Consider the following 20363-nt stretch of genomic DNA (forward strand, 5'->3'; position numbering starts at 1 on the left):
TCAGAAGCTGTATTTCGCAGTGAGCGAAAGGTTGTCGCGGTCCGCCAGGGTGGTTTCGCTCGGGTTGCCGAGGAACATGTTGTAGCGGGCTTCGAGGCTGAAGTTGTTCAGGTAGCGCCAGGTGGTGCCGACGGCGAAGCGGTCGTCGCCTTCGCCCAGGCCGAAGCTGCCGGGCATGGACGAATTGCCGTTGACGGCCTGGCTGAAGATGATCGGCACGCTCAGGTCCCAGCCGTTGAACACGTTGTTGTAGTCCAGCGTCAGGTTGACGGTGTAGCCCCAGGCGGAGCGGTCGTAGTAGAGCTTGTCGGTGTTGGGCGTGCGGATCTGCGCGACACCGGCGCCGGTGGGGACGAACACGTCGAAGCTGGGCGCCTTGTCGTTGTCCATCACGCGGTTGTAGCCGACCTCGCCGGTGAGCGTGGTGTTGTCGGCGAAGGGCAGGGCGCCATAGGAGTGGATGAAGGACACCAGTGCCTGGGCGACATTGGCGCGCACCGGTTGCGGCGTCAGGCCGGTATCGACCAGCACCGGCTGGCCGTCGCGGTAGCTGATCTCGCCGCTGACGTTGGTCTCGCCGAGCATGCTGGAGAAGCTCGCGCCGTAGAGCTTGATGTCGTCGTAGAAGATCGCCCGGTAGTTGCCGGTGTTCCAGTCGCTGAGGAAGTCCAGCTGCGGGCTGTGGTCGCTGAAGCGCAGGTAGTACAGGCCGAACTCGGTGTTGTTGAGCTGCTCCACCGTGTAGGTCAGCGCCGCGCCGTACTGGCCGCTGTTGCCGGGAGTGTCGTCGCCCAGGCGGCGCTGCTGGCCGGTGGAGTCGTTGAAGCCGCCTTCGTCGATGTAGTCGGTGGTGGAGAAGAAGTGCCCGACCGGGGTCAGCTCGTTGCGCTTCCACTGGTACTGGTAATACAGCTGCACGCCGAGGTTGTCGGTCAGGCTGTACTGGGTGAAGACCTGGCCCACCGGCAGGAACAGTTCCTTCACCTCGATACCCGGCGTGTTGGCCTTGGTGGCGTCCACCGGGCTCATCGCGCCGGAGATACCGAAGCCGTTGAACAGGCTCTCGCCCCAGGCCACCACCTGGTTGCCGGCGCGGGCGTTGAGGGTGTGGCCGTTCAGGTTCCAGGTACCGTAGGCGTAGGTGTCGAGCAGGCGCAGGTCGTCGCCGGCCTGGTCCTCGGTCTCGCCGGAGAAGTGGTCGGGCTTGGAGCAGCGGCCGCCGGCGAAGCAGTTCGAGGTGCCGAAGTCGTTGTCGTTGCCGCGCTGGTAGACATCGTCATAAAAGCCGGTGGCGCGGACGAACAGGCCGTAGTCCTGGCGGAACTTGAAGTCCGCCTCGGTGAGGAAGCTGGCGCGGTTGTTGATCAGCGCGCCGCGGTCGAAGGCGTTGTCGCCATCGTCGCCGTTGGCGATGGCGGGATTGCTGCCGCCGTTGGACAGCGCATGGGCGCGCTTCTCGGTACGCCACGCCAGGCTGTAGCTCAGGGTGGTATCCCAGTTGACCTGCAGGTCGTCGTTGAACTGGTAGGACAGCGCCTGCGCCTGGCTGGCGAGGAGCAGTCCGCTGGTGCTGATCGCAAGGGCAAGGGGCAACGGCGGGAAGGCGATTCTTATTCTTGTCATCTCGTCCTCTGCTCGGGCAGGCGCTGTCGGCCAGACCCGGAAACGGTGTTGGCGGGAAAGTGGCGGGGCTGACTATGTGGTCACCCGAGTGCGTCAACATCGTCCAAAAAGACTAAGCCGGCGGGACGGGGCCGGGCCGCTCTGGCGCTAGTCCCATCGGACGATGCCCGGGCTTGGTGAGGGCGCGAACAATCGCCGGGCGAGCGTGGTTTTCCGCCACGCCAGATCCCGGAGAACAAGCGCATGAACGCAAGGGCGAGCGGCCAGCGAAGCCGCGAGTGGGACATGGAATGCGACGTCCTGGTGGTGGGCAGCGGCGCGGGCGGCATGACCGCCGCACTGCGCGCCCGCGACCTCGGGCTGGACGTCCTGCTGGTGGAGAAAAGCGACCGCTACGGCGGCACCACGGCGGTATCCGGCGGCGGCATCTGGATTCCTTGCAACCACCGGATCGCCGCCCTGGGCGGGCAGGACTCGGCGCAGGAAGCCATCCGCTACATCCGCACCGTCAGCAACGACCTGGTGGATGACGGCCGCGTCGAGGCCTATGTCGAACACGGCCGGCGCATGGTCGAGTACCTGGAAGGCAACAGCCGGGTGCGCTTCGAGGCGCAGGTGGAATACGCCGACTACTACCCGGAAGTGCCCGGCGGCAAGCCCGGCTATCGCTCCATGGACCCGCTGCCCTTCGATGCCCGCGAGCTGGGCGAGGAATTCGCGCGGATGCGCGAGCCGTCCCCCGGCACCCTGATGATGGGCCGCGTCGCCATGACCATGAAGGAAGCCCGCGTCCTGCTCTGCCGTGGCCCTGGTTGGGTCGGCCTGACGATACGCACCCTCTGGCGCTACTGGCGCGACCTGCCCGCGCGTCTGGGCTCGCCCCGTGACCGCTTCCTGACCCTGGGCAACGCACTGATTGCCGCGCTGCGCCGTTCGCTGATGGATCGCCAGGTGCCGCTATGGCTCGACACCTCGCTGCACGAGCTGATCGAAGAAGAAGGTCGGGTTATCGGCGCCGTGCTGCAGCGGGAAGGTCGGGTTCTTCGGCTTCATGCGAGGCGTGGCGTGGTCATCGCCGCCGGCGGCTTCGAGCGCAACCAGGCGATGCGCAGCCAGTACCATCCGCAGCCTTCGAATACCCAGTGGACTGCCACGCCGCCGTACAACACCGGCGACGGCATCCGCGCCGGCCAGCAGCTGGGCGCGGCCACCGCGCTGATGGAGCACAGCTGGTGGGCGCCCAGCTCGCAGGTCGCCGGTGAGGAAAAGGCCCGCGTGCTGTTCGTCGAACGCAACCTGCCCGGCTGCGTGATGGTGGACTCGGCCGGGCAGCGCTTCGTCAACGAAGGCGCACCCTACACCGACATCGTCTACGCCATGTACGCCCACGACAGCGAGCAGGCGCGCAGCGTGCCGTGCTGGATGATCTTCGACGCCGAGTTCCGCCGCAAATACCCCTGCGGCGCGCTATTGCCCGGCTACGCGCAGCCGGACAGCCGGGTGCCGAAGCATCTGCAGGGCTACTACCACAAGGCCGACAGCATCCAGGCGCTGGCCGGCGACATCGGCGTCGATGCCGCCGGGCTTGCGCGCACACTGGAGCGTTTCAACCGCTACGCCGTGCTCGGCCAGGACCCGGACTTCCACAAGGGCGAGTCGCTGTTCGACCGCTACTACGGCGATCCGCATGTGCAGCCCAACCCGTGCCTGGCGCCATTGCTGAAGGCGCCGTTCTACGCGGTGAAGATCGACGCCGGCGACATCGGCACCAAGGGCGGCCTGCTCACCGACGTGCATGCCCGCGTACTGCGCGAGGACGGCAGCGCCATCGACGGTCTCTACGCCATCGGCAACTCCGCCGCCTCGATGATGGGCGCCACCTATCCCGGCGCCGGTTCCACCATCGGCCCGGCGATGACCTTCGGCTTCCTTGCCGCCGAGCACATCCAGCAACAGGCCGGGCAGACCCGTGCTCAACCGGAGGTATCGCGCAATGCCTGAGTCCACTTCCCGCATCGCCCTCGTCACCGGCGCCAGCCGTGGTGTCGGCAAGGGCATTGCCGAGGCGCTGGGCGCTGCCGGCATGACCGTCTACGTCACCGGGCGCTCGGTCGAATCGGGCAACGCACGCCTGCGCGGCCAGGTGATGCACGGCAGCATCCACGAGACGGCGGCGGCCATCGACGCCGCCGGTGGAAAGGGCATCGCCGTGCAGTGCAATCACGCTGATGACGAGCAGGTGCGCGCGTTGTTCCAGCGCATCGAGGCCGAGCACGGCCGCCTGGACCTGCTGGTGAACAACGTCGCCTTCATCCACGAACAACTGATCGATCCCGGCCCGTTCTGGGAGAAGCCGCTGGAGCTGGTGGACATCCTCGACATCGGCCTACGCTCGGCCTATGTCGCCAGTTATTACGCCGCGCCTCTGCTCCTGCGCGCACCGACGGCATTGGTGGCGTTCACCTCGTCCTTCGGCGCCGGCTGCTACATGCACGGCCCGGCTTATGGCGCGCAGAAGGCTGGCGTGGACAAGCTCGCGGCAGACATGGCCATCGACTTCGAAGGCACCGGCGTGGCGACGCTTTCCCTCTGGCTCGGTCCGCAGCTGACCGAACGCACTGCCATCGCTGGCCAGGCCCGCGCGGAGCAGTACGAAGCCTTCCTCGCCGTGGCCGAGACGCCGCAGTTCAATGGGCGGATCATCCAGGCGCTGCTGGATGACCCGGAGCTGCCACAGCTCTCCGGGCAGACACTGGTCAGCGCCGAGCTGGCGTTGCGCTACGGCATCCAGGAAGCCGACGGCCGCCAGCCACCGTCCTGGCGCGAGCAACTCGGCGCGCCACGGGTGCAGCATCCGGCGCGGGTGATCTGAACCATGTGGCTGCGCGGCGGTAGAAAACGCCGCGGGTGTTGTGCGCCCCACGCCGGGATTCGGCGTGGGGCGTTTGCGTTCAGGGGCGGCATGCTTGTCGGTACAGAGGTTCGCGAACAGAGCCCGCTCGATGTTAGCCCGTAGGGCGTACAACGCTCGGCGTTGTACGCCGTCTGCCCGCTGCTGATTCTCAGGGATGAACTGCCGCGCCTGTTCTGCGTGACAAAATAAAACGGGCCCCGAAGGGCCCGTCCTGGTGACACCGGTCCAGCCTCAGGCGATCTGCAGCTTGTCGCGGAAGTAGGGGATGACCTTTTCGCCGATGTTCTTCAGCGTCTCGATCTGCGCCCACTGCGGCACGGTGCCCATCTGGCAGATGAAGAGGATCTCGTCGGCACCGGCGTCGATCAGGCGCTGCACGTAGCCGATGCAGTCGTTCACCGTGCCGTAGGCGTGGTTGGGGTTCATCATCGCCATGGTCGGATCGGAGAAGTCCAGGGTCACTTCCTCGGAGGCGAAGCGCGAGCGGATCACCGCCTGGCCGTTGCCGTCGACGAAGGTGTCGTCCTGCCACTTGGCCGGGTCCGGGCGCTCGCCGCCGGCGTACCAGTAGGCGAGCGATTCCATGAAGTAGCGCTGGCCACGGACGCCGATGGCGCGGGCCTTCTCGTTGTCGTCGAGGACGATGGCCGGGCACAGCGCGGCGATGTGGCGGTTCGGGCGGAAGCCGACCTGGTTGGCCTCGTCACGGTTGTCCCAGGCCTCGTGGTAGACCGCGACCTTCTTGGCGATCTCCTCCGGGCCGCCGAAGCCCAATACCAGCGCGCCCATGCCACGTCCGCCGGCGTTCTTCAGCGATTCGGTGTTGGTGCACGCCAGGTACATCGGCGGGTGCGGGTCCTGGTAGGGCTTGGGATGGATCGGCCGCCGGGGAATCTTCACGTACACGCCGTCGTGCTCGATCTCGTCCTGCACGAACATCTTCGGGATCAGGTACATGGCTTCGTCGATCTGCGGCTGCAGGGTCGCCAGGTCGTAGCCGAAGGTGCCGGCTTCCTGCTGGGTGCCGCCCTTGCCGACGCCGAAGTGCACGCGGCCGCCGGACAGCAGGTCGAGGGTGGCGATGCGCTCGGCGACCTTCACCGGGTGGTTCATCGCCGGCGGCAGGCAGACCACGCCGTGGCCGATGCCGATGCGCTGGGTCTTGCCGGCGACGAAGGCGAGCATGGTCTCCGGCGCGGACATGTGCGAGTAGTTGGTCAGCGCGGTGTGCTCCACGCACCAGAAGGTGTCGAAGCCGAGCTGGTCGGCCAGCACGGCCTGTTCGACGGTTTCCTCGAAGATGCGGCGGTCGCCTTCGCGGGTGCTGTCCAGCGTCTGCGCTTCGTAGATCAGAGAGAATTTCATGGGATGCGTCCCTTGTTGTAGTGGCGGCCGACGGGCTCAGCCTCATGGGCCATGTTCTGTGTTCGCCGGCGCCTCGGAATCGCCCGAATGGACTACGCCGAAGTGCCGGTTCTCGATCAGAGGAAGAAGTCGGTGGAGTCCATGCCCATGCTCACCCCACCCAGGTTCCAGGCGTACTTGGTCGGGCTGTTGGCGACGTGGGCGCGGCCGGTGTGGATGTCGCGGAAGGCGCGGTTGATCGGGTGCTCGCGGAAGATGGTGGAGGCGCCGCTGTTGAACATCAGGGTGCCGGCCGCGCGGGCACACTTGTCCGCGACCAGGGCGGAGTCGTAACGCATCTTCACCCGCTCGGGCATGCTCAGCGGCTCGCCGTCGCGGGCGCGCTGCATCATCACTTCGAAGTTGCGCAGCAGCACGGTGCGGCACTCGTCGGCGACCACCATGGCATCGGCCAGCGCCTGCTGGGCAGCCGGGTCCTGGCCCATCTTGCGACCGTCGTTGACGCCCACGCGGGCGCGGTTGTGCTCGATGAACAGGTTCACCGCGCCCTGCAACGCGCCGATGGCCGCCGAGGACACCGCGCGGACGAAGATCTGCCCGAACGGCAGGCGGAACAGCGGTGCAGTGTTCACTGCGTTGCCCGGGCTGCTCTGCATGAAGCCGTCGAGGGCGCGGTGGGTGCGGTACTCGGGGACGAGGGCGTCCTCCACCAGCACATCGTGGGAGCCGGTGGCTTCCAGGCCCATCACGTTCCAGTTGTCGAGCACCTGGTAGTCACTGCGCGGCACCAGGAAGGTGCGGTAGTCCGGTGCGCCACCCGGCTCGCTCGGCGGCACCAGCGCACCGAGGAAGGCCCACTCGCAATGCTTGCTGCCGCTGGAGAATCCCCAGCGCCCGGAGAGGCGGAAGCCGCCTTCCACCGGCGTCACCTTGCCCACCGGCATGTAGGAAGAGGAGATCAGCACGCTGGAATCCGTGCCCCACACATCCTGCGCGGCGCGGTCGTCGAACAGCGCCAGCTGCCAGTTGTGGATGGCCACCACACCGAGCACCCAGGCCGACGACATGCAGCCCTCGGCAAGGGTCATCTGCACCTCGAAGAAGTCTTTCGGCTCCAGCTCGTAGCCTTCCCAGCGTGCCGGCTGGAGGATGCGGAAGAACCCGGCTTCGTGGAAGTCGCGAATGGTCTCCTCCGGCAGCCGGCCTTCGCGGGCGGCGTCGGCGGCGCGTTCGCGCAGCACCGGCACCAGCTCACGGGCGCGCTGGCGCAGGCGCTGACGGATCAGGTCGTGGTCGAGCATCTTGTTGTTCTCCTGTGGTCGCCCGGTGGGGCGGTGCTCGGTCTCCCGCGTCGGATCGCAGGGGCCTTCGCGGGCATTTGAACAACGCAGGAAAACGCCCGCATCGCACAAACGGACCATATCGGCGCGCTGCTCGGGCGCGGCACCGACTAGTCCCCTCGGACGATGTTGCGCAGCGGGCACCACCACAGAATCCATCGCACTACACCTCAGTCCAACAAGAACCAGCGAGGCCCCGTGCGATGAACCAGGACACTCTGAAAGCCGACATGCTCCAGGCCATGCGCCGGCTCGCCAAGTCGGTGACCATCATCACCACCAGCGATGGCCGCGAGCGCTACGCCATGTCGGCCACGGCGGTGGATTCTCTGTCCACCGAGCCGCCGTCGCTGCTGATCTGCGTGAACCAGACCGCCTCGCTGCACCGCGTGCTGGAGGCCGGCGCGGACTTCTGCGTGAACATCCTCGGCCAGGAGCAGGAACACCTGTCGCACCTGTGCAGTGGCCCGGTGAAAGGCGAGGGGCGCTTCGCCAGCGGCGACTGGCGCACCTCCGAGTGCGGCGTGCCGTACCTGGCGGACGCGCAGTCCAGCGTGGTCTGCGAGCAGGACGGGCGCTTCACCTACGGCACCCACACGGTGTTCATCGGACGCATCCGCGAGGTTCGCAATACCCCGCGCATCACCCCGCTGATCTACGTGAACGGCACCTACACCACCGCCGTCGCCGTGCAGGCGCCGAGCGTGGCGGCGGCGGGCTGATCGCCATGGCCGGCACACTGCCGATCGCCCCGCTGCGCCTGGAAGCAGGCGAGCGCCTGGCCTGGCACGCCGAGACCGACCTGCTGGTGGTCGGCTTCGGCGGCGCCGGCGCCTGTGCAGCCCTGGAGGCGCGCGAACGCGGCCTTGAAGTGCTGGCCCTGGACCGCTTCGCCGGCGGCGGCGCCACCGCGCGCAGTGGCGGGGTGGTCTATGCCGGTGGCGGCACGCCGTACCAGCGCCAGGCCGGATACGCCGACGACGCCGACGCGATGTTCCGCTATCTGCAGGGCGAGGTGGCGGACGCCGTACAGAGTGCGACGCTGCGGGACTTCTGCGAGCGCAGTGTCGACCAGCTCGCCTGGCTGGAGCGCCAGGGCGCACGCTTCGAAGCCAGCGTGCCACCGCGGAAGACGTCCTATCCCAGCGACCGTTTCTACCTCTATTACTCGGGCAACGAAGCCGTGCCGGCCTACGCCAGCCTGGCGCAACCGGCGCCGCGCGGGCACCGCACCAAGGGGCGCGGCATGTCCGGCGCGGCCATGTTCGCGGCCTTGCGTGCTTCGGCACGGGAGAAAGGTGTGCAGCTTTACCGCCGGTGCGAAGTACGTCGGCTGGTGCAGGACGCCAGCGGTGCGGTGGTCGGCGTCGAGGCCTGGCGCCTGCCGCCGGGCAGCTTCGCCGCGCGCCGGCATGCCTGGCTGAGCCGGGCCGCCACCGCGTTGCATCCCTATGCGCCGCCACTGGCCGAGCGACTGATCGCGGCCCTGCGTCGCATCGAGGAACGGTACGCGCGGCCGCTGCTGATCCGTGCGCGCAAGGGCGTGCTGCTCAGTGCCGGCGGTTTCATCTTCAACCGCGAGATGCTCGCCGAGCATGCGCCGCAGTACCTGGCCGGTCTGCCGCTGGGTACGCCGGGCTGCGATGGCAGCGGCATCCGCCTGGGGCTCGGCGCCGGTGCTGCCGCGCAACGCCTGGACAAGGTCAGCGCCTGGCGCTTCATCAATCCGCCGCTGGCCTGGGCTCGCGGCGTGATCGTCAACTCGCGGGGCGAGCGCTACTGCAATGAGGAGGTCTACGGCGCGACTCTCGGCCACGCCATGGTGGAAGAGCAGGGCGGCCGCGCCATCCTGATCCTCGACCGTGCGCTGCTCAGGGAGTCGCTGCGCCAGGTCGGGCCGGGCAAGGTCTGGTCGTTCCAGCGCCTGCCGGTGCTGCTCAACCTGCTGTTCAACCGCCGTCGGGGCGATACGCCCGAAGCGCTGGCCCGCGCCATTGGCGTACCGGCGCAGAACCTGCAGCACACGCTGGAGGAGTACAGCCGGGCCGCGCGGGGTGAGCACACCGACGCCTTCGGCAAGTCTTCGGCGATGCTCGCCGATCTGGACGACGGCCCCTGGTACGCCCTGGACCTGTCCTTCGACAGCAAGCTCTTCCCCTGTCCGGCCATCACCCTCGGCGGGCTGCGTGTCTGCGAGCGCAGCGGCCGCGTGCTGGACCACGCCGGCGCCGCGATTCCGGGGCTGTACAGCGCTGGTCGCAACGCGGTGGGTGTCGCTTCCAACCTCTACGTATCCGGCCTGTCCATCGCCGACTGCGTGTATTCCGGCCGCCGCGCCGCCGTCCACGCGGCGTCCCGCGCGGCAGCTGTCATCCCCGAAACCGCCTGAAGGAAAACAAGCATGAATCGAGTACAAGGCAAGGTCTGCATCGTCACCGGCGCCGCCAGCGGCATCGGCCGCGAGGACGCGCTGCTGCTGGCCGGCGAGGGCGCCCGCGTGGTCCTCACCGACCTCAACGAGGAGGCCGGCCGCGCGCTGGCCGAGCAGATCGGCGGCGACGCGCTGTTCATCCGCCACGACATCGCCAGTGAAAGCGACTGGCAGCATGTGGTGAAGACCACCCTGGAGCGTTTCGGCCGCCTCGATGTGCTGGTCAACAACGCCGCCATCCTTGCCCTGGGCAGCATCGAGGACACCAGCCTGGAGCTGTGGCGCAAGGTGCAGACCATCAACGGCGAGGGCTATTTCCTCGGCTGCAAGTACGCCATCGCGGCCATGAAGGAGAGCGGCGGCGGCTCCATCGTCAACATGTCCTCGGTGGCCGCGCTGGGCGGCATGCCGGCGTTCTGCGCCTACTCGGCGTCCAAGGGCGCGGTGGCGGCGATGACCCGCTCCATCGCCCTGCACTGCAAGCAGCAGGGCTACCGCATCCGCTGCAACAGCGTGCACCCGGACGGCGTCAACACGCCGATGACCCAGGCCCTGGCCGGCGGCCAGCCGATCCCCCAGGAGGCGCTGGATGCCGACCCGATGAACCGCATGTGCGCACCGCAGGACATCGCCAACGTGGTGCTGTTCCTCGCCTCGGACGAGTCGCGCTTCATCAACGGCGCCGAGATCCGCGTGGACAACGCCCAGCTGATCAGCGGTATCTGAGATGGGTAGCGCGCAGCCCCTGGCGCCCCAGGCATCGAGCGCCGCCGGCAGCTTCCAGTTGGAGGTGGCCGAGGTCATCGAGGAAACCGCCGATGCGCGCTCGCTGGTGCTGCGCGTACCGGCGCAACTGGCCGAGCGCTTCGCCTACCAGGCCGGACAGTTCCTCGGTTTCCGCGTCAGCGTGGCGGGCAAGCGCCTGCTGCGCTGCTACTCCATGTCCAGCGCGCCGGGGCTCGACTCGGCGCTGCGGGTCACGATCAAGCGCGTCGAAGGCGGGCGTGTATCGAACTGGATGAACGACAGCGTTCGCCCCGGAGATTGCCTGGAGGTGCTGCCGCCTGCGGGACACTTCCACCTGGGCGCGGAGCAGCGTGACCTGCTGCTGTTCGGTGGCGGCTCGGGCATCACGCCGGTGTTTTCCATCCTGCGCGAGGCACTGGCCAGCCGCGATTGCCGCATCCGCCTGGTGTACTCCAACCGTGATGCCGATTCGGTGATCTTCCGCGAGGCGTTGCGCAGCCTGCTGCGCGAGCATGGCGAGCGCCTGCAGGTGATCCATGTGCTGGACAGCGTGCAGGGCTTTCTCGCCGCCAGCGATGTGCGTCATCTGCTGCGTGGCTGGGAGGATGCGGAATGTTTCATCTGCGGCCCCGGCCCGTTCATGGATACCGTGGAGAACGGTCTGCTGGCGGCAGGTGTGTCGCCGGCGCGGGTGCATGTGGAACGCTTCGTCTCGCCGCCCGATCCGGACGAACTGGAAGCCGCCGACGAGCAGGCCCGGCGCGCCACCGAGGGCCTGGAGGTGGAGCGGCTGACCGTCAGCCTCGACGGCGCCGAGCATGAGATTGCCTGCGCAGCCGGCGAAACCCTGCTGGAAAGCTGCCGCCGCGCCGGCCTGGCGCCACCATCTTCCTGCGAGGAAGGCTTCTGCGGCGCCTGCATGTGCCGGGTGGAGCAGGGCGAAGTGCTGCTGCCGCGCAACGATGTGCTCAGCGCCGCCGAGCTGGCCGAAGGCTGGACCCTGGCCTGCCAGGGGCGCGCCGGCACCCGTGAGGTGCGCGTGCGCTTCCCCGATTGAAAGCCTGACTGAACGAATTGCTCTCGAGTGCGGGGCGGCGCCTGCCCCCTTTTTCGCCCGGTTCTGCCGGGCTTTTTTTCGTCCTGTAGGAGCGAACGCACTCTGCCGCCTGTCCCGGTGTGCGCGGGGTTCGCGAGCAAGCTCGCTCCTACGAAAAGCTGGGCTTGCGCAGCGGCTAGTCCCAATGGACGATTTGCCGCCGCCGCCGGCCCGCTAGTCTGCGGCGCAGAGCAAACCGACAACAACAAACAGAGGTGTGCGAATGAATCGACTGCAAGGCAAGATCGCCGTGGTCACGGGTGCGGCATCGGGTATCGGGCTGGCCTGCGCCCGCTGTTTCGCCGAGGAGGGCGCCCAGGTCGTCGGCCTGGACGTGGGCCAGGCGCCAGCGGACTTCCCCGGCCTGTTCATGGGCCTGGACGTGCGCGACGAAAGCAACGTGCAGCAGGTGATGGGTGAAGTCGTCTCGCGCCATGGCCGTCTCGACGTGCTGGTCAACGCCGCGGGCGTCGCCAGCCAGGGCAGCGTCACCGCGTCGCCCACCAGCGAGTGGCAGCGCGTGCTGGACATCAACCTCACCGGCACCATGTACACCAGCAAGCATGCGGTAGCGCAGATGGTCGAGCAGCGCGGCGGCTCGATCATCAACATCGGCTCGATCTTCGGCTTGCAGGGCTGCGACGGCAACACCGCCTACAACGTGGCCAAGGGCGGCATCAACCAGCTGACCCGCTCCATGGCCATCGACTACGGCCATGCCAACGTGCGGGTCAATGGCCTCTGCCCGGGGCTGATCGAAACCCCGATGACGCAAATGGTCCGCGAGCAGGAAGCTTTCCACGCCTTCTTCGCCTCGCAGCACATGCTGTGTCGCGCCGGGCAGCCGGAAGAGGTGGCCAAGGTGGCCCTGTTCCTGGCTTCCGACGACGCGTCCTTCGTCAGCGGCCAGATGATTGCCGTCGACGGCGGCTTCTCCGCGGGCCGCCGCTTCGCGCCGCCCCAGGCCTGAGCCCGGCCTTGCCAGCGGGCCGGCACGGTGCCGGCCCACTCTCGATTCCTGTTCGTCCTGAGCTGCCCGCCATGAACTGCCCGTCGTCCGCCCTGACCATTCCCCAGCTGCTTGCCGCCACGGCGTCCACCTATGGTGACCTGCCGGCCATCGAGGATGGCGACGTCCGCCTGAGCTATCGCCAGCTCGATGATGCACGCCGCCGCGCCGCGCGGGCGCTTCTGGCACTGGGTGTCGGCCATGGCGAACGGGTCGCGGTGTGGGCGCCGAATTTCTGGGAATGGATAGTCGCGGCGACGGCGCTGCAAAGCGTCGGCGCCGTGCTGGTGCCGCTCAATACCCGGATGAAGGGCGCCGAGGCGGCCCTGGTGCTGCGCGAAAGCGGCGCCAGCCTGTTGTTCGTGATGAGCGAGTTCCTCGGCATCGACTTCCCGGCGTTGCTGGACGACGAGGAGTTACCGGCGCTGCGCCAGCGCGTGATCCTGCGTGGTTCTCGGGAGCGCGCGCTGGATTGGCCGACCTTCCTGGCGCTGGCCAATAACGTCGACGACAGCGCCCTGGAACGGCGGCAGGCAGAGATTCACGCCGACGATCTGTGCGACCTGCTGTTCACCTCCGGCACCACCGGCAAGCCCAAGGGCGTGATGACCGCCCACGGGCAGAACCTGCAGCTGGTGCGCGACTGGAGCGAAATGGTCGGCCTGCGTGAAGGCGACCGCTACCTGATCGTCAATCCGTTCTTCCACAGTTTCGGCTACAAGGCCGGCTGGCTGGCGGCGCTGATGCGCGGCTGCTGCATCCTGCCGCAAGCGGTGTTCGATGTTCCCCTGTTGCTGCAGCGCGTGGCCGCCGAACGGGTGACGGTGCTGCCCGGCCCGCCGACGCTGTACCAATCGCTACTGGCCCATCCGCGTCGGGGCGAGTTCGACCTGTCCTCGCTGCGTGTGGCCGTTACCGGCGCCGCCTCGGTGCCGGTGGAGATGGTCCGGCGCATGCGCGGCGAGCTGGGCTTCGAGACCATCGTCACGGCCTACGGCCTCACCGAAACCTGCGGCTTCGTCACCATCTGCCGCCCCGGCGACGATGCCGAGACCATTGCCACCACCAGTGGCCGGGCCTTCCCCAATGTCGAGGTTCGCTGCGTGGATAGCCAGGGCCGCAGCGTGGCCAGCGGCGAGCCGGGCGAAGTGGTGGTGCGTGGCTACAACCTGATGCGCGGCTACTTCAACAATCCCGAAGCGACCGCCGAGGCCATCGACCGTGACGGCTGGCTGCATACCGGCGACGTCGGCGTGCTCGATGAGCGTGGCTACCTGCGCATCACCGACCGGCTCAAGGACATGTTCATCAACGGCGGCTTCAACGTGTACCCGGCGGAGGTCGAGCAGACCATCCTCGGCTACCCCGGCGTGGCCCAGGCCGCGGTGATCGGCATCCCCGACGAGCGCCTGGGGGAGGTGGCCATGGCGTTCCTGTTGCCGGCCTCCGGCCAGGCGATCGACCTGGACGCCTTCCTCGCCTGGTGCCGCGAGCGCATGGCCAACTACAAGGCGCCGCGCCGGGCCATGCTGCTCGATGCACTGCCGCTCAATGCCGCCGGCAAGGTGACCAAGGCAGCGTTGCGGGAGCTGGCTGCGAGCTCCTGAATGCAAAAGCCCCGCTTGGGCGGGGCTTTCCTGGAATCAGACGGACGCTAGTTGTTCAGGAACGGATCGTGTGCGAGGTAGGTGCAGTAGTCGACCAGTACCTTGCGCGCGTCCTGCCGCTCATGGATCACCAGGTGGACCACCACGGCGTCGTTCAACACCTGGTAGAACACTCGATAGCCGTCCTGTGTAACGTACTCGCGGAATTCTGTCAGGCCGGTGTGCTCGGCTACTTCACGGGAGATCGGATAGCCCAGCGGTGCGTTCGATAGCGCTTGCACCAACTCATCCAGGAGCGCATCGATGTGCTGCGCGGCCTTTTCTTTCCCAGCCCTCGCAGCCAGGAAATCTTCCCGGTCCATGATCAGGCTGTCGGCGATCGGCGTGGTGAGGACAGGTCGGCGCTGACTCATGGGATTCCCTTACTGCTCGCTGGAGCGCCTCTTGGCCAGCCGGCTGCGCAAGTCGTCTACGGTGTTGGATTTTCCCTCGGCGTGCTGCCGCGAACTGATGGCGAGCAGCTTGACCAGCGCGAGCGCCTTCTCCCGTCTGACGGACTCCTCGTAGGACTCCACCACCAGCTTGGGCAGGCCATTCTGGGTGACGACCATGGGCTCCGACAGGTCCAGATCCGCGGCGTGTTTCTTCAGGAAACTGATGGTCTCGATTCGCATGGGGTGTACCTCGATTGCGTGCGCATTCTGAAACGCAGTGGTCCAAATTTAGACTGTATATGGATTCATGGTCAATTCCGGTCGACCATTGACCGCGTTCACCGGCAGGTGGCACAACTCGCCGACCTCCATTCAAACCTGCTTCCCGCGGCCCTTTTGCGCTAGTCCCATTGGACGATGTTGGCCACCGCCCGCGCTGTTTGAATCCTCATCACCAGCCGATCCGCACGACGCATCGGCGATGATGATGAGGAGAACACCATGGATATCCGCGGACTGGGCTACGTGACCGTCCTGGCCAGCGACCTGGAGCGCTGGCGCAGCTATGCCAGCGACGTGCTGGGCATGATGGTGGACGCCGCCGCTCCCGAGGGCGCGCTGTACCTGAAGATGGACGAGCGCCACTACCGCCTGCTGGTGCTGCGTGACGAGCGCGACGGCTACGGCGCCAGCGGCTGGGAAGTGGCCGGCAAGGCCGCCTTCGAGCAGGCCATCGCCGAGCTGGCTCAGGCCGATGTCGAGGTAGCCCGTGGCAGCGCCGCCGACTGCGCGCTGCGCAAGGTTCAGGAACTGGCGCTGTTCCGCGATCCGGATGGCAATCGCCACGAACTCTTCTGGGGACCATGCCAGGACTTCCGCCCGTTCGTCTCGCCGGCGGGTGTCAGCGGCTTCGTCACCGGCGCCATGGGCATGGGCCACGTGGTGCTGCCGGCGCCGGCCTTCGAACGCTGCCGCGACTTCTACGAGCAGGTGATGGGCTTCGGCCTCTCCGACCTGATGAAGGTGCGTTTCACCCCCGACCCGCAGGAGCCGGAGAAGCGTATCCACTTCCTCCACTGCAACAACGCCCGCCACCACTCCCTGGCGATCTTCGAGTGCCCGATCCCCAGCGGCTGCGTGCACCTGATGCTGGAAACCGCCGCCCTCGACGACGTCGGCCGCGCGCTGGATCGCATGCACGCCAGCGGCGTGAAGCTCTCGGCGACCCTGGGCAAGCACACCAACGACCAGATGGTGTCGTTCTACATGCAGAGCCCCGGCGGCTTCGACATCGAGTACGGCCATGGCGGGCTGGAAGTGGACTGGGCGGCGCACACGCCATTCGAAAGCACCGTGGTCAGCCATTGGGGCCACGACTTCAGCGTCGGCCGCCAGTAAGGAGCGCAACATGGACAAATGCATGACGGCCACCGAGGCGGTCGCCCGGCTGCGCGACGGCATGACCATCGGCATCGGCGGCTGGGGCCCGCGCCGCAAGCCCATGGCGCTGGTTCGCGAAATCCTCCGTTCCGGGCTCAAGGACCTCACCGTCGTCGCCTATGGCGGCGCCGACGTCGGCATGCTCTGCGCCGCCGGCAAGGTCAGGAAGCTGGTATTCGCCTTCGTCTCGCTGGATTTCATTCCGCTCGAACCCTACTTCCGCAAGGCCCGCCAGGCCGGCGAGCTGGAGGTGATGGAGATCGACGAAGGCATGCTGCTGCTGGGCCTGCGCGCAGCGGCGATGAACGTGCCGTTCCTGCCCACCGCCGTGGGCCTGGGCACCGATGTGCTCAGGCACAACCCGCAGATCAGGCTGGTTGCCTCGCCCTACGCCGACGGCCGCGACTGGGTCGCCATGCCGGCGCTGGAGCTGGACGCGGCGCTGGTCCATGTCGACCGCGCCGATGCCCGTGGCGTCTGCCAGATCGAAGGGCCGGACCACTACATGGACGACTTGTTCGTGCGTGCCGCGAAGCAGACCTTCGTCAGCTGCGACGAGCTGGTGGATTCCGCGCACTTCCACGCCAACCCGCAGGCGGCGCGCCAGGTGTTCTGGGAACGCAACCTCACCGATGGCGTGGTGCACATCCCCGGCGGCGCGCACCCCAGTTCCTGCGCACCGCGGTACGGCTTCGACGTGCCGCACTTCCAGCGCTACAACGCCTCGGCCCAGGAAGAGGGTGGCTGGCAGCGCTACTACGACGAATTCATCCGCGACGGCGAAGCCGCCTACCTGGACAAGGTTGGCGGGCTCGACGCACTCCGCAAGCTGCCCCTACCGGTGTTCTGACCATGACTGACGCAACCGCTTCCTGCAGCCTCGCCGAGCTGCTGATCTGCGCCGCCAGCGAGTGCTGGCGCGACGACGGCGAAGTGCTCGCCACCGGCATCGGCGTGGTCCCGCGCCTGGCCGCTTCCCTGGCCATGCTGAGCAGCAACCCGGACCTGCTGATGACCGATTCCGAGGCCTTCATGGTCGCCGAACCGGTGCCGCTGGGCGCGCGCAACGGCTACGCGCCGAAGTTCGACAGCTGGATGGGTTTCTCGCGCATCTTCGACAACGTCTGGGGCGGCCGCCGCCATGCGCTGGTCGGGCCGACCCAGATCGACCGCTTCGGCCAGGCGAACATCTCCTGCATCGGCGACTACGCCAGACCCAAGGCACAGATGCTCGGCGTGCGCGGCTTCCCCGGCAACTCCATCAGCCACGCCAACTCCTTCTTCGTGCCGGCGCACAGTCGCCGGGTGTTCGTCGAAGGCGAGGTCGACATGGTTGCTTCGGTCGGCTACAACCCGGCGCGCCTGGCCCGTGGCTGGTCGCTGGACGACATCGACATCCGCCTGATCGTCACCGACCTCTGCGTGCTCGACTTCGGCGGCCCGCAGCGCCAGATGCGCGTGCGCTCGCTGCATCCGGGCGTGGAGCTGGCGCAGGTGCTGGACAACACCGGCTTCGACCTGGCGCTGCCTGCGCAGATCGCGACCACCTCGCTGCCCACGGCGGCGCAGCTGGACATCCTCCAGCGCCTGGACCCGCACAATCTGCGCAGCCGCCAGCTCAAGGACAACCCGCCGGCCGTGCGCAGCGCCGAAGGAGTGCGGTCATGAGCGAAGAGGTCGTCCTCTACGAAGTCCAGGGACCGGTGGCCCTGGTCAGCATGAACCGCCCCGAGTTCCACAACGCGCAGAACTCGAAGATGACCTACGCGCTGGACGCGGCCTTTCGCCGGGCCTGCGACGACGATGCGGTCAAGGTCATCGTCCTGCGCGGCGAGGGCAAGCACTTCTCCGCCGGCCACGACATCGGCACGCCGGGGCGCGACGTCAACCAGAGCTTCGACCGCGCCAGCCTGTGGTACGACCACGTGAACAAGCCCGGCGGCGAGTTCCTCTATGCCCGCGAGCAGGAGGTCTACCTGGGCATGTGCCGGCGCTGGCGCGAGATGCCCAAGCCGACCGTGGCCATGGTGCAGGGCGCCTGCATCGCCGGCGGGTTGATGCTGGCGTGGGTCTGCGACCTGATCGTCGCCAGCGACGATGCCTACTTCCGCGACCCGGTGGTGCGCATGGGCATCCCCGGCGTCGAGTACTTCGCCCACGTGCACGAGCTCAATCCGCGCATCGCCAAGGAGTTCCTCTTCCTCGGCGAGCGCCTGGGCGCCGAGCGCGCCTGGCAATTGGGCATGGTCAACAAGGTGGTGCCGCGTGACGTGCTGCTGGATGTGACCCTGGACATGGCCCGGCGCGTCGCCGAGATGCCGCGCCTCGGGCTGCAGCTGGCCAAGCAGGCGGTGAACAACGCCGAGGACCTGATGGGCAAGCGCGCGACCATGGACATGGTGTTCGGCCTGCACCACTTCGCCCACGCCCACAACGAGCTGGTCAGCGGCGACCGCCTGGGCGGCTACGACGCCCGCGCCATGGCCAGCTCGCAGCGCGAGCCGGTGGAGGGCGGCCGATGAGTGCGGACTTGAGCACCCGCGTCACCCAGCTGCTCGGTTGCCGCTACCCGATCATCCAGACCGCCATGGGCTGGGTGGCCGATCCGCACCTGGTGGCGGCCACCGGCAATGCCGGCGGCTTCGGCTTCCTCGCTGGGGCGACCATCGAGCCGCAGCGGATGGAAGCGGCGATTCTGGAAACCCGCTCGCTGACGGCGGCGCCGTTCGGCGTGAACTTCCATATGTACCAGCCCAACGCCGGCGAGATCGTCGAACTGGTGCTGCGCCATGGGGTGAAAGCAGTGAGCTACAGCCGCTCGCCGGGCAAGCAGATGATCGCCCGGCTGAAGGACGCCGGGGTGATCTGCATGCCCACCGTCGGTGCGCTCAAGCACGCGCAGAAGGCCGTGGAGATGGGCGCCGACATCGTCACCGTGCAGGGCGGCGAGGGCGGCGGCCACACCGGCGCCGTGCCGACCTCGCTGCTGCTGGCGCAGGTGCGCGAAGCGGTGCAGGTGCCGGTCGTCGCGGCAGGCGGCTTCCATGACGGCGCCGGCCTGGTGGCTGCGCTGGCCCTGGGCGCCGAGGGCGTGGCCATGGGTACGCGCTTCCTGATGAGCCGCGAAAGCCCGGTGCCGGACGCCACCCTGGCGCGCTACCTGGGCGTGAAGGACCCGGCGAAGGTGATCGTCAGCCGCGCGCTGGACGGCCTGCCGCAACGGATGATCCGCAACGAACTGCTCGACGCCCTGGAGGCTGCCGGCCCCTGGCGCCGCCTGGGCCTGGCCGTGCAGTGCGCGCTGGCCTACCGCCGCCACTCCGGCATCAGCCTGGCGCAGATGCTCCAGTCCCTGCGCCATCGCGGCGAGCTGACGCTTTCCCAGGCGTTGCTGGCGGCCAACGCGCCCATGGTCATTCAGAAGGCCATGGTCGATGGCCAACCCGAAGATGGCGTGCTGCCGGCCGGGCAGGTCGCCGCGCTGCTCGGTTGCCGCCTGCCGTGCGCCGAGATCATCCAGAACATCGTCACCCAGGCCGAAGTCCGCCTCGCCGAGCTGGCCCGCCGGGTAGAACCGCAGCCGTCACAGGAGAACCGCCATGCCGCCGTTTCGCGTTGAGATCCACGAGCACATCGCCGAGCTGGTGTTCGACCGGCCGCCGGTGAACGCCTTCGACTGCGCCGGCTGGGCCGCCATCGCCGCCGAGCTGGAACGCCTGGGCCGCGAAGACGTGGTGCGAGTCATCGTCATCCGCGCCGAGGGCCGGGGCTTCTGCGCCGGCGTCGACATCAAGGAACTGGCCGCCGACGGCAACCTGATCGTCGCGGTGAACAAGGGCAACTACGACAGCTTCAAGGCCGTGCACCGCAATCCCAAGCCGGTGATCGCCGCCGTGCACGGCTTCGTCCTGGGCGGCGGCATCGGCCTGTGCGGCGCGGCGGACATCGTGGTCGCCAGCGAGTGCGCGACTTTCGGCGTGCCCGAGGTGGACCGCGGCGCCATGGGCGGCGGCGCGCACCTGCAGCGCCTGTTCCCGGTGCAGAAGGTGCGCCACATGTACTTCACCGGCGAGCCCATCGATGCCTTCGAGGCCTATCGCCTGGGCGCGGTGGAGCGCGTGGTGCCGCGCGAGCAGCTGCGCGACGCGGCGCTGGACGTGGCCCGCAGGATCGCCGCCAAGAGCCCGGCGATGATCGCCCTGGCCAAGGAGGCGCTGACCGGCATCGAGGACGGCAACCTCGAAGACAAGTACCGCTGGGAGCAGGGCTTCACCCTCGAGGCCTACCGCTCGCTGGACTCCCAGGAAGCGCGCGACTCCTTCGTCGAGAAGCGCGAAGCGCAATTCAACTGATCACA

The 20363-nt window shown here is 67.9% G+C and carries 19 protein-coding genes; 14 read left to right on the plus strand and 5 right to left on the minus strand.

The window, feature by feature from the left end; all coding sequences use genetic code 11:
• Positions 1-1623 carry a DUF1302 domain-containing protein gene (locus JVX91_RS16055; protein ID WP_205335190.1) on the minus strand — a complete coding sequence of 541 codons (1623 nt, stop codon included), beginning with the start codon at positions 1621-1623 and terminating at the stop codon, positions 1-3.
• A gap of 285 nt (positions 1624-1908) precedes the next feature.
• Here JVX91_RS16055 and JVX91_RS16060 point away from each other — a divergent pair, with 285 nt between their 5' ends.
• Positions 1909-3624: an FAD-dependent oxidoreductase gene (locus JVX91_RS16060; protein ID WP_240201601.1), complete on the plus strand. Its 1716-nt coding sequence runs from the start codon at positions 1909-1911 to the stop codon at positions 3622-3624.
• Positions 3617-4495 (plus strand): SDR family NAD(P)-dependent oxidoreductase, encoded by an 879-nt coding sequence (locus JVX91_RS16065; RefSeq protein WP_205335192.1) that lies wholly within the window; start codon positions 3617-3619, stop codon positions 4493-4495. The genes JVX91_RS16060 and JVX91_RS16065 overlap by 8 nt, the downstream gene beginning before the upstream one ends.
• A gap of 273 nt (positions 4496-4768) precedes the next feature.
• Here the strand turns inward: JVX91_RS16065 and JVX91_RS16070 are convergent, their stop codons facing one another.
• Positions 4769-5902: an LLM class flavin-dependent oxidoreductase gene (locus JVX91_RS16070; RefSeq protein ID WP_205335193.1), complete on the minus strand. Its 1134-nt coding sequence runs from the start codon at positions 5900-5902 to the stop codon at positions 4769-4771.
• A 116-nt stretch (positions 5903-6018) separates the two neighbouring features.
• Positions 6019-7203: an acyl-CoA dehydrogenase family protein gene (locus JVX91_RS16075; RefSeq protein ID WP_205335194.1), complete on the minus strand. Its 1185-nt coding sequence runs from the start codon at positions 7201-7203 to the stop codon at positions 6019-6021.
• Between the two features lie 242 nt (positions 7204-7445).
• Between JVX91_RS16075 and JVX91_RS16080 the strand changes: the two genes are divergently transcribed.
• The 6 genes from JVX91_RS16080 to JVX91_RS16105 all read left to right on the plus strand — a co-directional run bounded on the left by JVX91_RS16080 (position 7446) and on the right by JVX91_RS16105 (position 14132).
• Positions 7446-7964 carry a flavin reductase family protein gene (locus JVX91_RS16080; protein ID WP_054907170.1) on the plus strand — a complete coding sequence of 173 codons (519 nt, stop codon included), beginning with the start codon at positions 7446-7448 and terminating at the stop codon, positions 7962-7964.
• 5 nt (positions 7965-7969) lie between these two features.
• Complete coding sequence (locus JVX91_RS16085; RefSeq protein WP_205335195.1) at positions 7970-9631, plus strand: FAD-binding protein; 1662 nt, start codon at positions 7970-7972, stop codon at positions 9629-9631.
• 12 nt (positions 9632-9643) lie between these two features.
• Positions 9644-10399 carry a glucose 1-dehydrogenase gene (locus tag JVX91_RS16090; RefSeq protein WP_205335196.1) on the plus strand — a complete coding sequence of 252 codons (756 nt, stop codon included), beginning with the start codon at positions 9644-9646 and terminating at the stop codon, positions 10397-10399.
• Between the two features lies 1 nt (position 10400).
• Positions 10401-11477: a ferredoxin--NADP reductase gene (locus tag JVX91_RS16095; protein ID WP_205335197.1), complete on the plus strand. Its 1077-nt coding sequence runs from the start codon at positions 10401-10403 to the stop codon at positions 11475-11477.
• A 262-nt stretch (positions 11478-11739) separates the two neighbouring features.
• Positions 11740-12486 carry an SDR family oxidoreductase gene (locus JVX91_RS16100; protein ID WP_205335198.1) on the plus strand — a complete coding sequence of 249 codons (747 nt, stop codon included), beginning with the start codon at positions 11740-11742 and terminating at the stop codon, positions 12484-12486.
• 71 nt (positions 12487-12557) lie between these two features.
• Positions 12558-14132: a FadD3 family acyl-CoA ligase gene (locus JVX91_RS16105; RefSeq protein WP_205335199.1), complete on the plus strand. Its 1575-nt coding sequence runs from the start codon at positions 12558-12560 to the stop codon at positions 14130-14132.
• A 47-nt stretch (positions 14133-14179) separates the two neighbouring features.
• Here JVX91_RS16105 and JVX91_RS16110 read toward each other — a convergent pair whose 3' ends face one another.
• Together JVX91_RS16110 and JVX91_RS16115 are read right to left on the minus strand one after the other, a co-directional pair.
• Positions 14180-14545: a type II toxin-antitoxin system RelE/ParE family toxin gene (locus JVX91_RS16110; protein WP_205335200.1), complete on the minus strand. Its 366-nt coding sequence runs from the start codon at positions 14543-14545 to the stop codon at positions 14180-14182.
• A gap of 9 nt (positions 14546-14554) precedes the next feature.
• Positions 14555-14806 carry a type II toxin-antitoxin system Phd/YefM family antitoxin gene (locus tag JVX91_RS16115; RefSeq protein WP_205335201.1) on the minus strand — a complete coding sequence of 84 codons (252 nt, stop codon included), beginning with the start codon at positions 14804-14806 and terminating at the stop codon, positions 14555-14557.
• A gap of 261 nt (positions 14807-15067) precedes the next feature.
• Here JVX91_RS16115 and JVX91_RS16120 point away from each other — a divergent pair, with 261 nt between their 5' ends.
• Genes JVX91_RS16120 through JVX91_RS16145 form a run of 6 tightly spaced genes read left to right on the plus strand, consistent with a single transcriptional unit; the run spans position 15068 to position 20358 of the window.
• Positions 15068-15964 carry a VOC family protein gene (locus tag JVX91_RS16120; RefSeq protein WP_205335202.1) on the plus strand — a complete coding sequence of 299 codons (897 nt, stop codon included), beginning with the start codon at positions 15068-15070 and terminating at the stop codon, positions 15962-15964.
• A 10-nt stretch (positions 15965-15974) separates the two neighbouring features.
• Positions 15975-16856, plus strand: a complete 882-nt coding sequence (locus JVX91_RS16125; RefSeq protein WP_205335203.1) for a CoA transferase subunit A — start codon at positions 15975-15977, stop codon at positions 16854-16856.
• A gap of 2 nt (positions 16857-16858) precedes the next feature.
• The gene (locus JVX91_RS16130) at positions 16859-17674 is read left to right on the plus strand and encodes a ketoacid CoA transferase (RefSeq protein ID WP_205335204.1); all 816 of its coding nucleotides are present in this window, start codon (positions 16859-16861) and stop codon (positions 17672-17674) included.
• Positions 17671-18528, plus strand: a complete 858-nt coding sequence (locus JVX91_RS16135) for an enoyl-CoA hydratase (protein ID WP_054907161.1) — start codon at positions 17671-17673, stop codon at positions 18526-18528. The genes JVX91_RS16130 and JVX91_RS16135 overlap by 4 nt, the downstream gene beginning before the upstream one ends.
• On the plus strand, positions 18525-19625 hold the full coding sequence (locus tag JVX91_RS16140; protein ID WP_205335205.1) for a nitronate monooxygenase: 1101 nt from the start codon (positions 18525-18527) through the stop codon (positions 19623-19625). The genes JVX91_RS16135 and JVX91_RS16140 overlap by 4 nt, the downstream gene beginning before the upstream one ends.
• On the plus strand, positions 19606-20358 hold the full coding sequence (locus tag JVX91_RS16145) for an enoyl-CoA hydratase family protein (protein WP_205335206.1): 753 nt from the start codon (positions 19606-19608) through the stop codon (positions 20356-20358). Before JVX91_RS16140 ends, JVX91_RS16145 begins: the two co-directional genes overlap by 20 nt.
• The last annotated feature ends 5 nt before the right edge of the window (positions 20359-20363 follow it).

This window comes from Pseudomonas sp. PDNC002 (assembly GCF_016919445.1).
Lineage (GTDB): Bacteria > Pseudomonadota > Gammaproteobacteria > Pseudomonadales > Pseudomonadaceae > Pseudomonas.

Bases quoted from the DNA above. Each gene is read 5' to 3' on its own strand.
- JVX91_RS16075 (WP_205335194.1), bottom strand. From the start codon at position 7,203: ATGCTCGACCACGACCTGATCCGTCAGCGCCTGCGCCAGCGCGCCCGT.
- JVX91_RS16095 (WP_205335197.1), top strand. From the start codon at position 10,401: ATGGGTAGCGCGCAGCCCCTGGCGCCCCAGGCATCGAGCGCCGCCGGC.
- JVX91_RS16120 (WP_205335202.1), top strand. From the start codon at position 15,068: ATGGATATCCGCGGACTGGGCTACGTGACCGTCCTGGCCAGCGACCTG.
- JVX91_RS16125 (WP_205335203.1), top strand. From the start codon at position 15,975: ATGGACAAATGCATGACGGCCACCGAGGCGGTCGCCCGGCTGCGCGAC.
- JVX91_RS16090 (WP_205335196.1), top strand. From the start codon at position 9,644: ATGAATCGAGTACAAGGCAAGGTCTGCATCGTCACCGGCGCCGCCAGC.
- JVX91_RS16135 (WP_054907161.1), top strand. From the start codon at position 17,671: ATGAGCGAAGAGGTCGTCCTCTACGAAGTCCAGGGACCGGTGGCCCTG.
- JVX91_RS16065 (WP_205335192.1), top strand. From the start codon at position 3,617: ATGCCTGAGTCCACTTCCCGCATCGCCCTCGTCACCGGCGCCAGCCGT.
- JVX91_RS16145 (WP_205335206.1), top strand. From the start codon at position 19,606: ATGCCGCCGTTTCGCGTTGAGATCCACGAGCACATCGCCGAGCTGGTG.
- JVX91_RS16130 (WP_205335204.1), top strand. From the start codon at position 16,859: ATGACTGACGCAACCGCTTCCTGCAGCCTCGCCGAGCTGCTGATCTGC.
- JVX91_RS16060 (WP_240201601.1), top strand. From the start codon at position 1,909: ATGGAATGCGACGTCCTGGTGGTGGGCAGCGGCGCGGGCGGCATGACC.
- JVX91_RS16055 (WP_205335190.1), bottom strand. From the start codon at position 1,623: ATGACAAGAATAAGAATCGCCTTCCCGCCGTTGCCCCTTGCCCTTGCG.
- JVX91_RS16105 (WP_205335199.1), top strand. From the start codon at position 12,558: ATGAACTGCCCGTCGTCCGCCCTGACCATTCCCCAGCTGCTTGCCGCC.
- JVX91_RS16070 (WP_205335193.1), bottom strand. From the start codon at position 5,902: ATGAAATTCTCTCTGATCTACGAAGCGCAGACGCTGGACAGCACCCGC.
- JVX91_RS16110 (WP_205335200.1), bottom strand. From the start codon at position 14,545: ATGAGTCAGCGCCGACCTGTCCTCACCACGCCGATCGCCGACAGCCTG.
- JVX91_RS16100 (WP_205335198.1), top strand. From the start codon at position 11,740: ATGAATCGACTGCAAGGCAAGATCGCCGTGGTCACGGGTGCGGCATCG.
- JVX91_RS16085 (WP_205335195.1), top strand. From the start codon at position 7,970: ATGGCCGGCACACTGCCGATCGCCCCGCTGCGCCTGGAAGCAGGCGAG.
- JVX91_RS16140 (WP_205335205.1), top strand. From the start codon at position 18,525: ATGAGTGCGGACTTGAGCACCCGCGTCACCCAGCTGCTCGGTTGCCGC.
- JVX91_RS16115 (WP_205335201.1), bottom strand. From the start codon at position 14,806: ATGCGAATCGAGACCATCAGTTTCCTGAAGAAACACGCCGCGGATCTG.
- JVX91_RS16080 (WP_054907170.1), top strand. From the start codon at position 7,446: ATGAACCAGGACACTCTGAAAGCCGACATGCTCCAGGCCATGCGCCGG.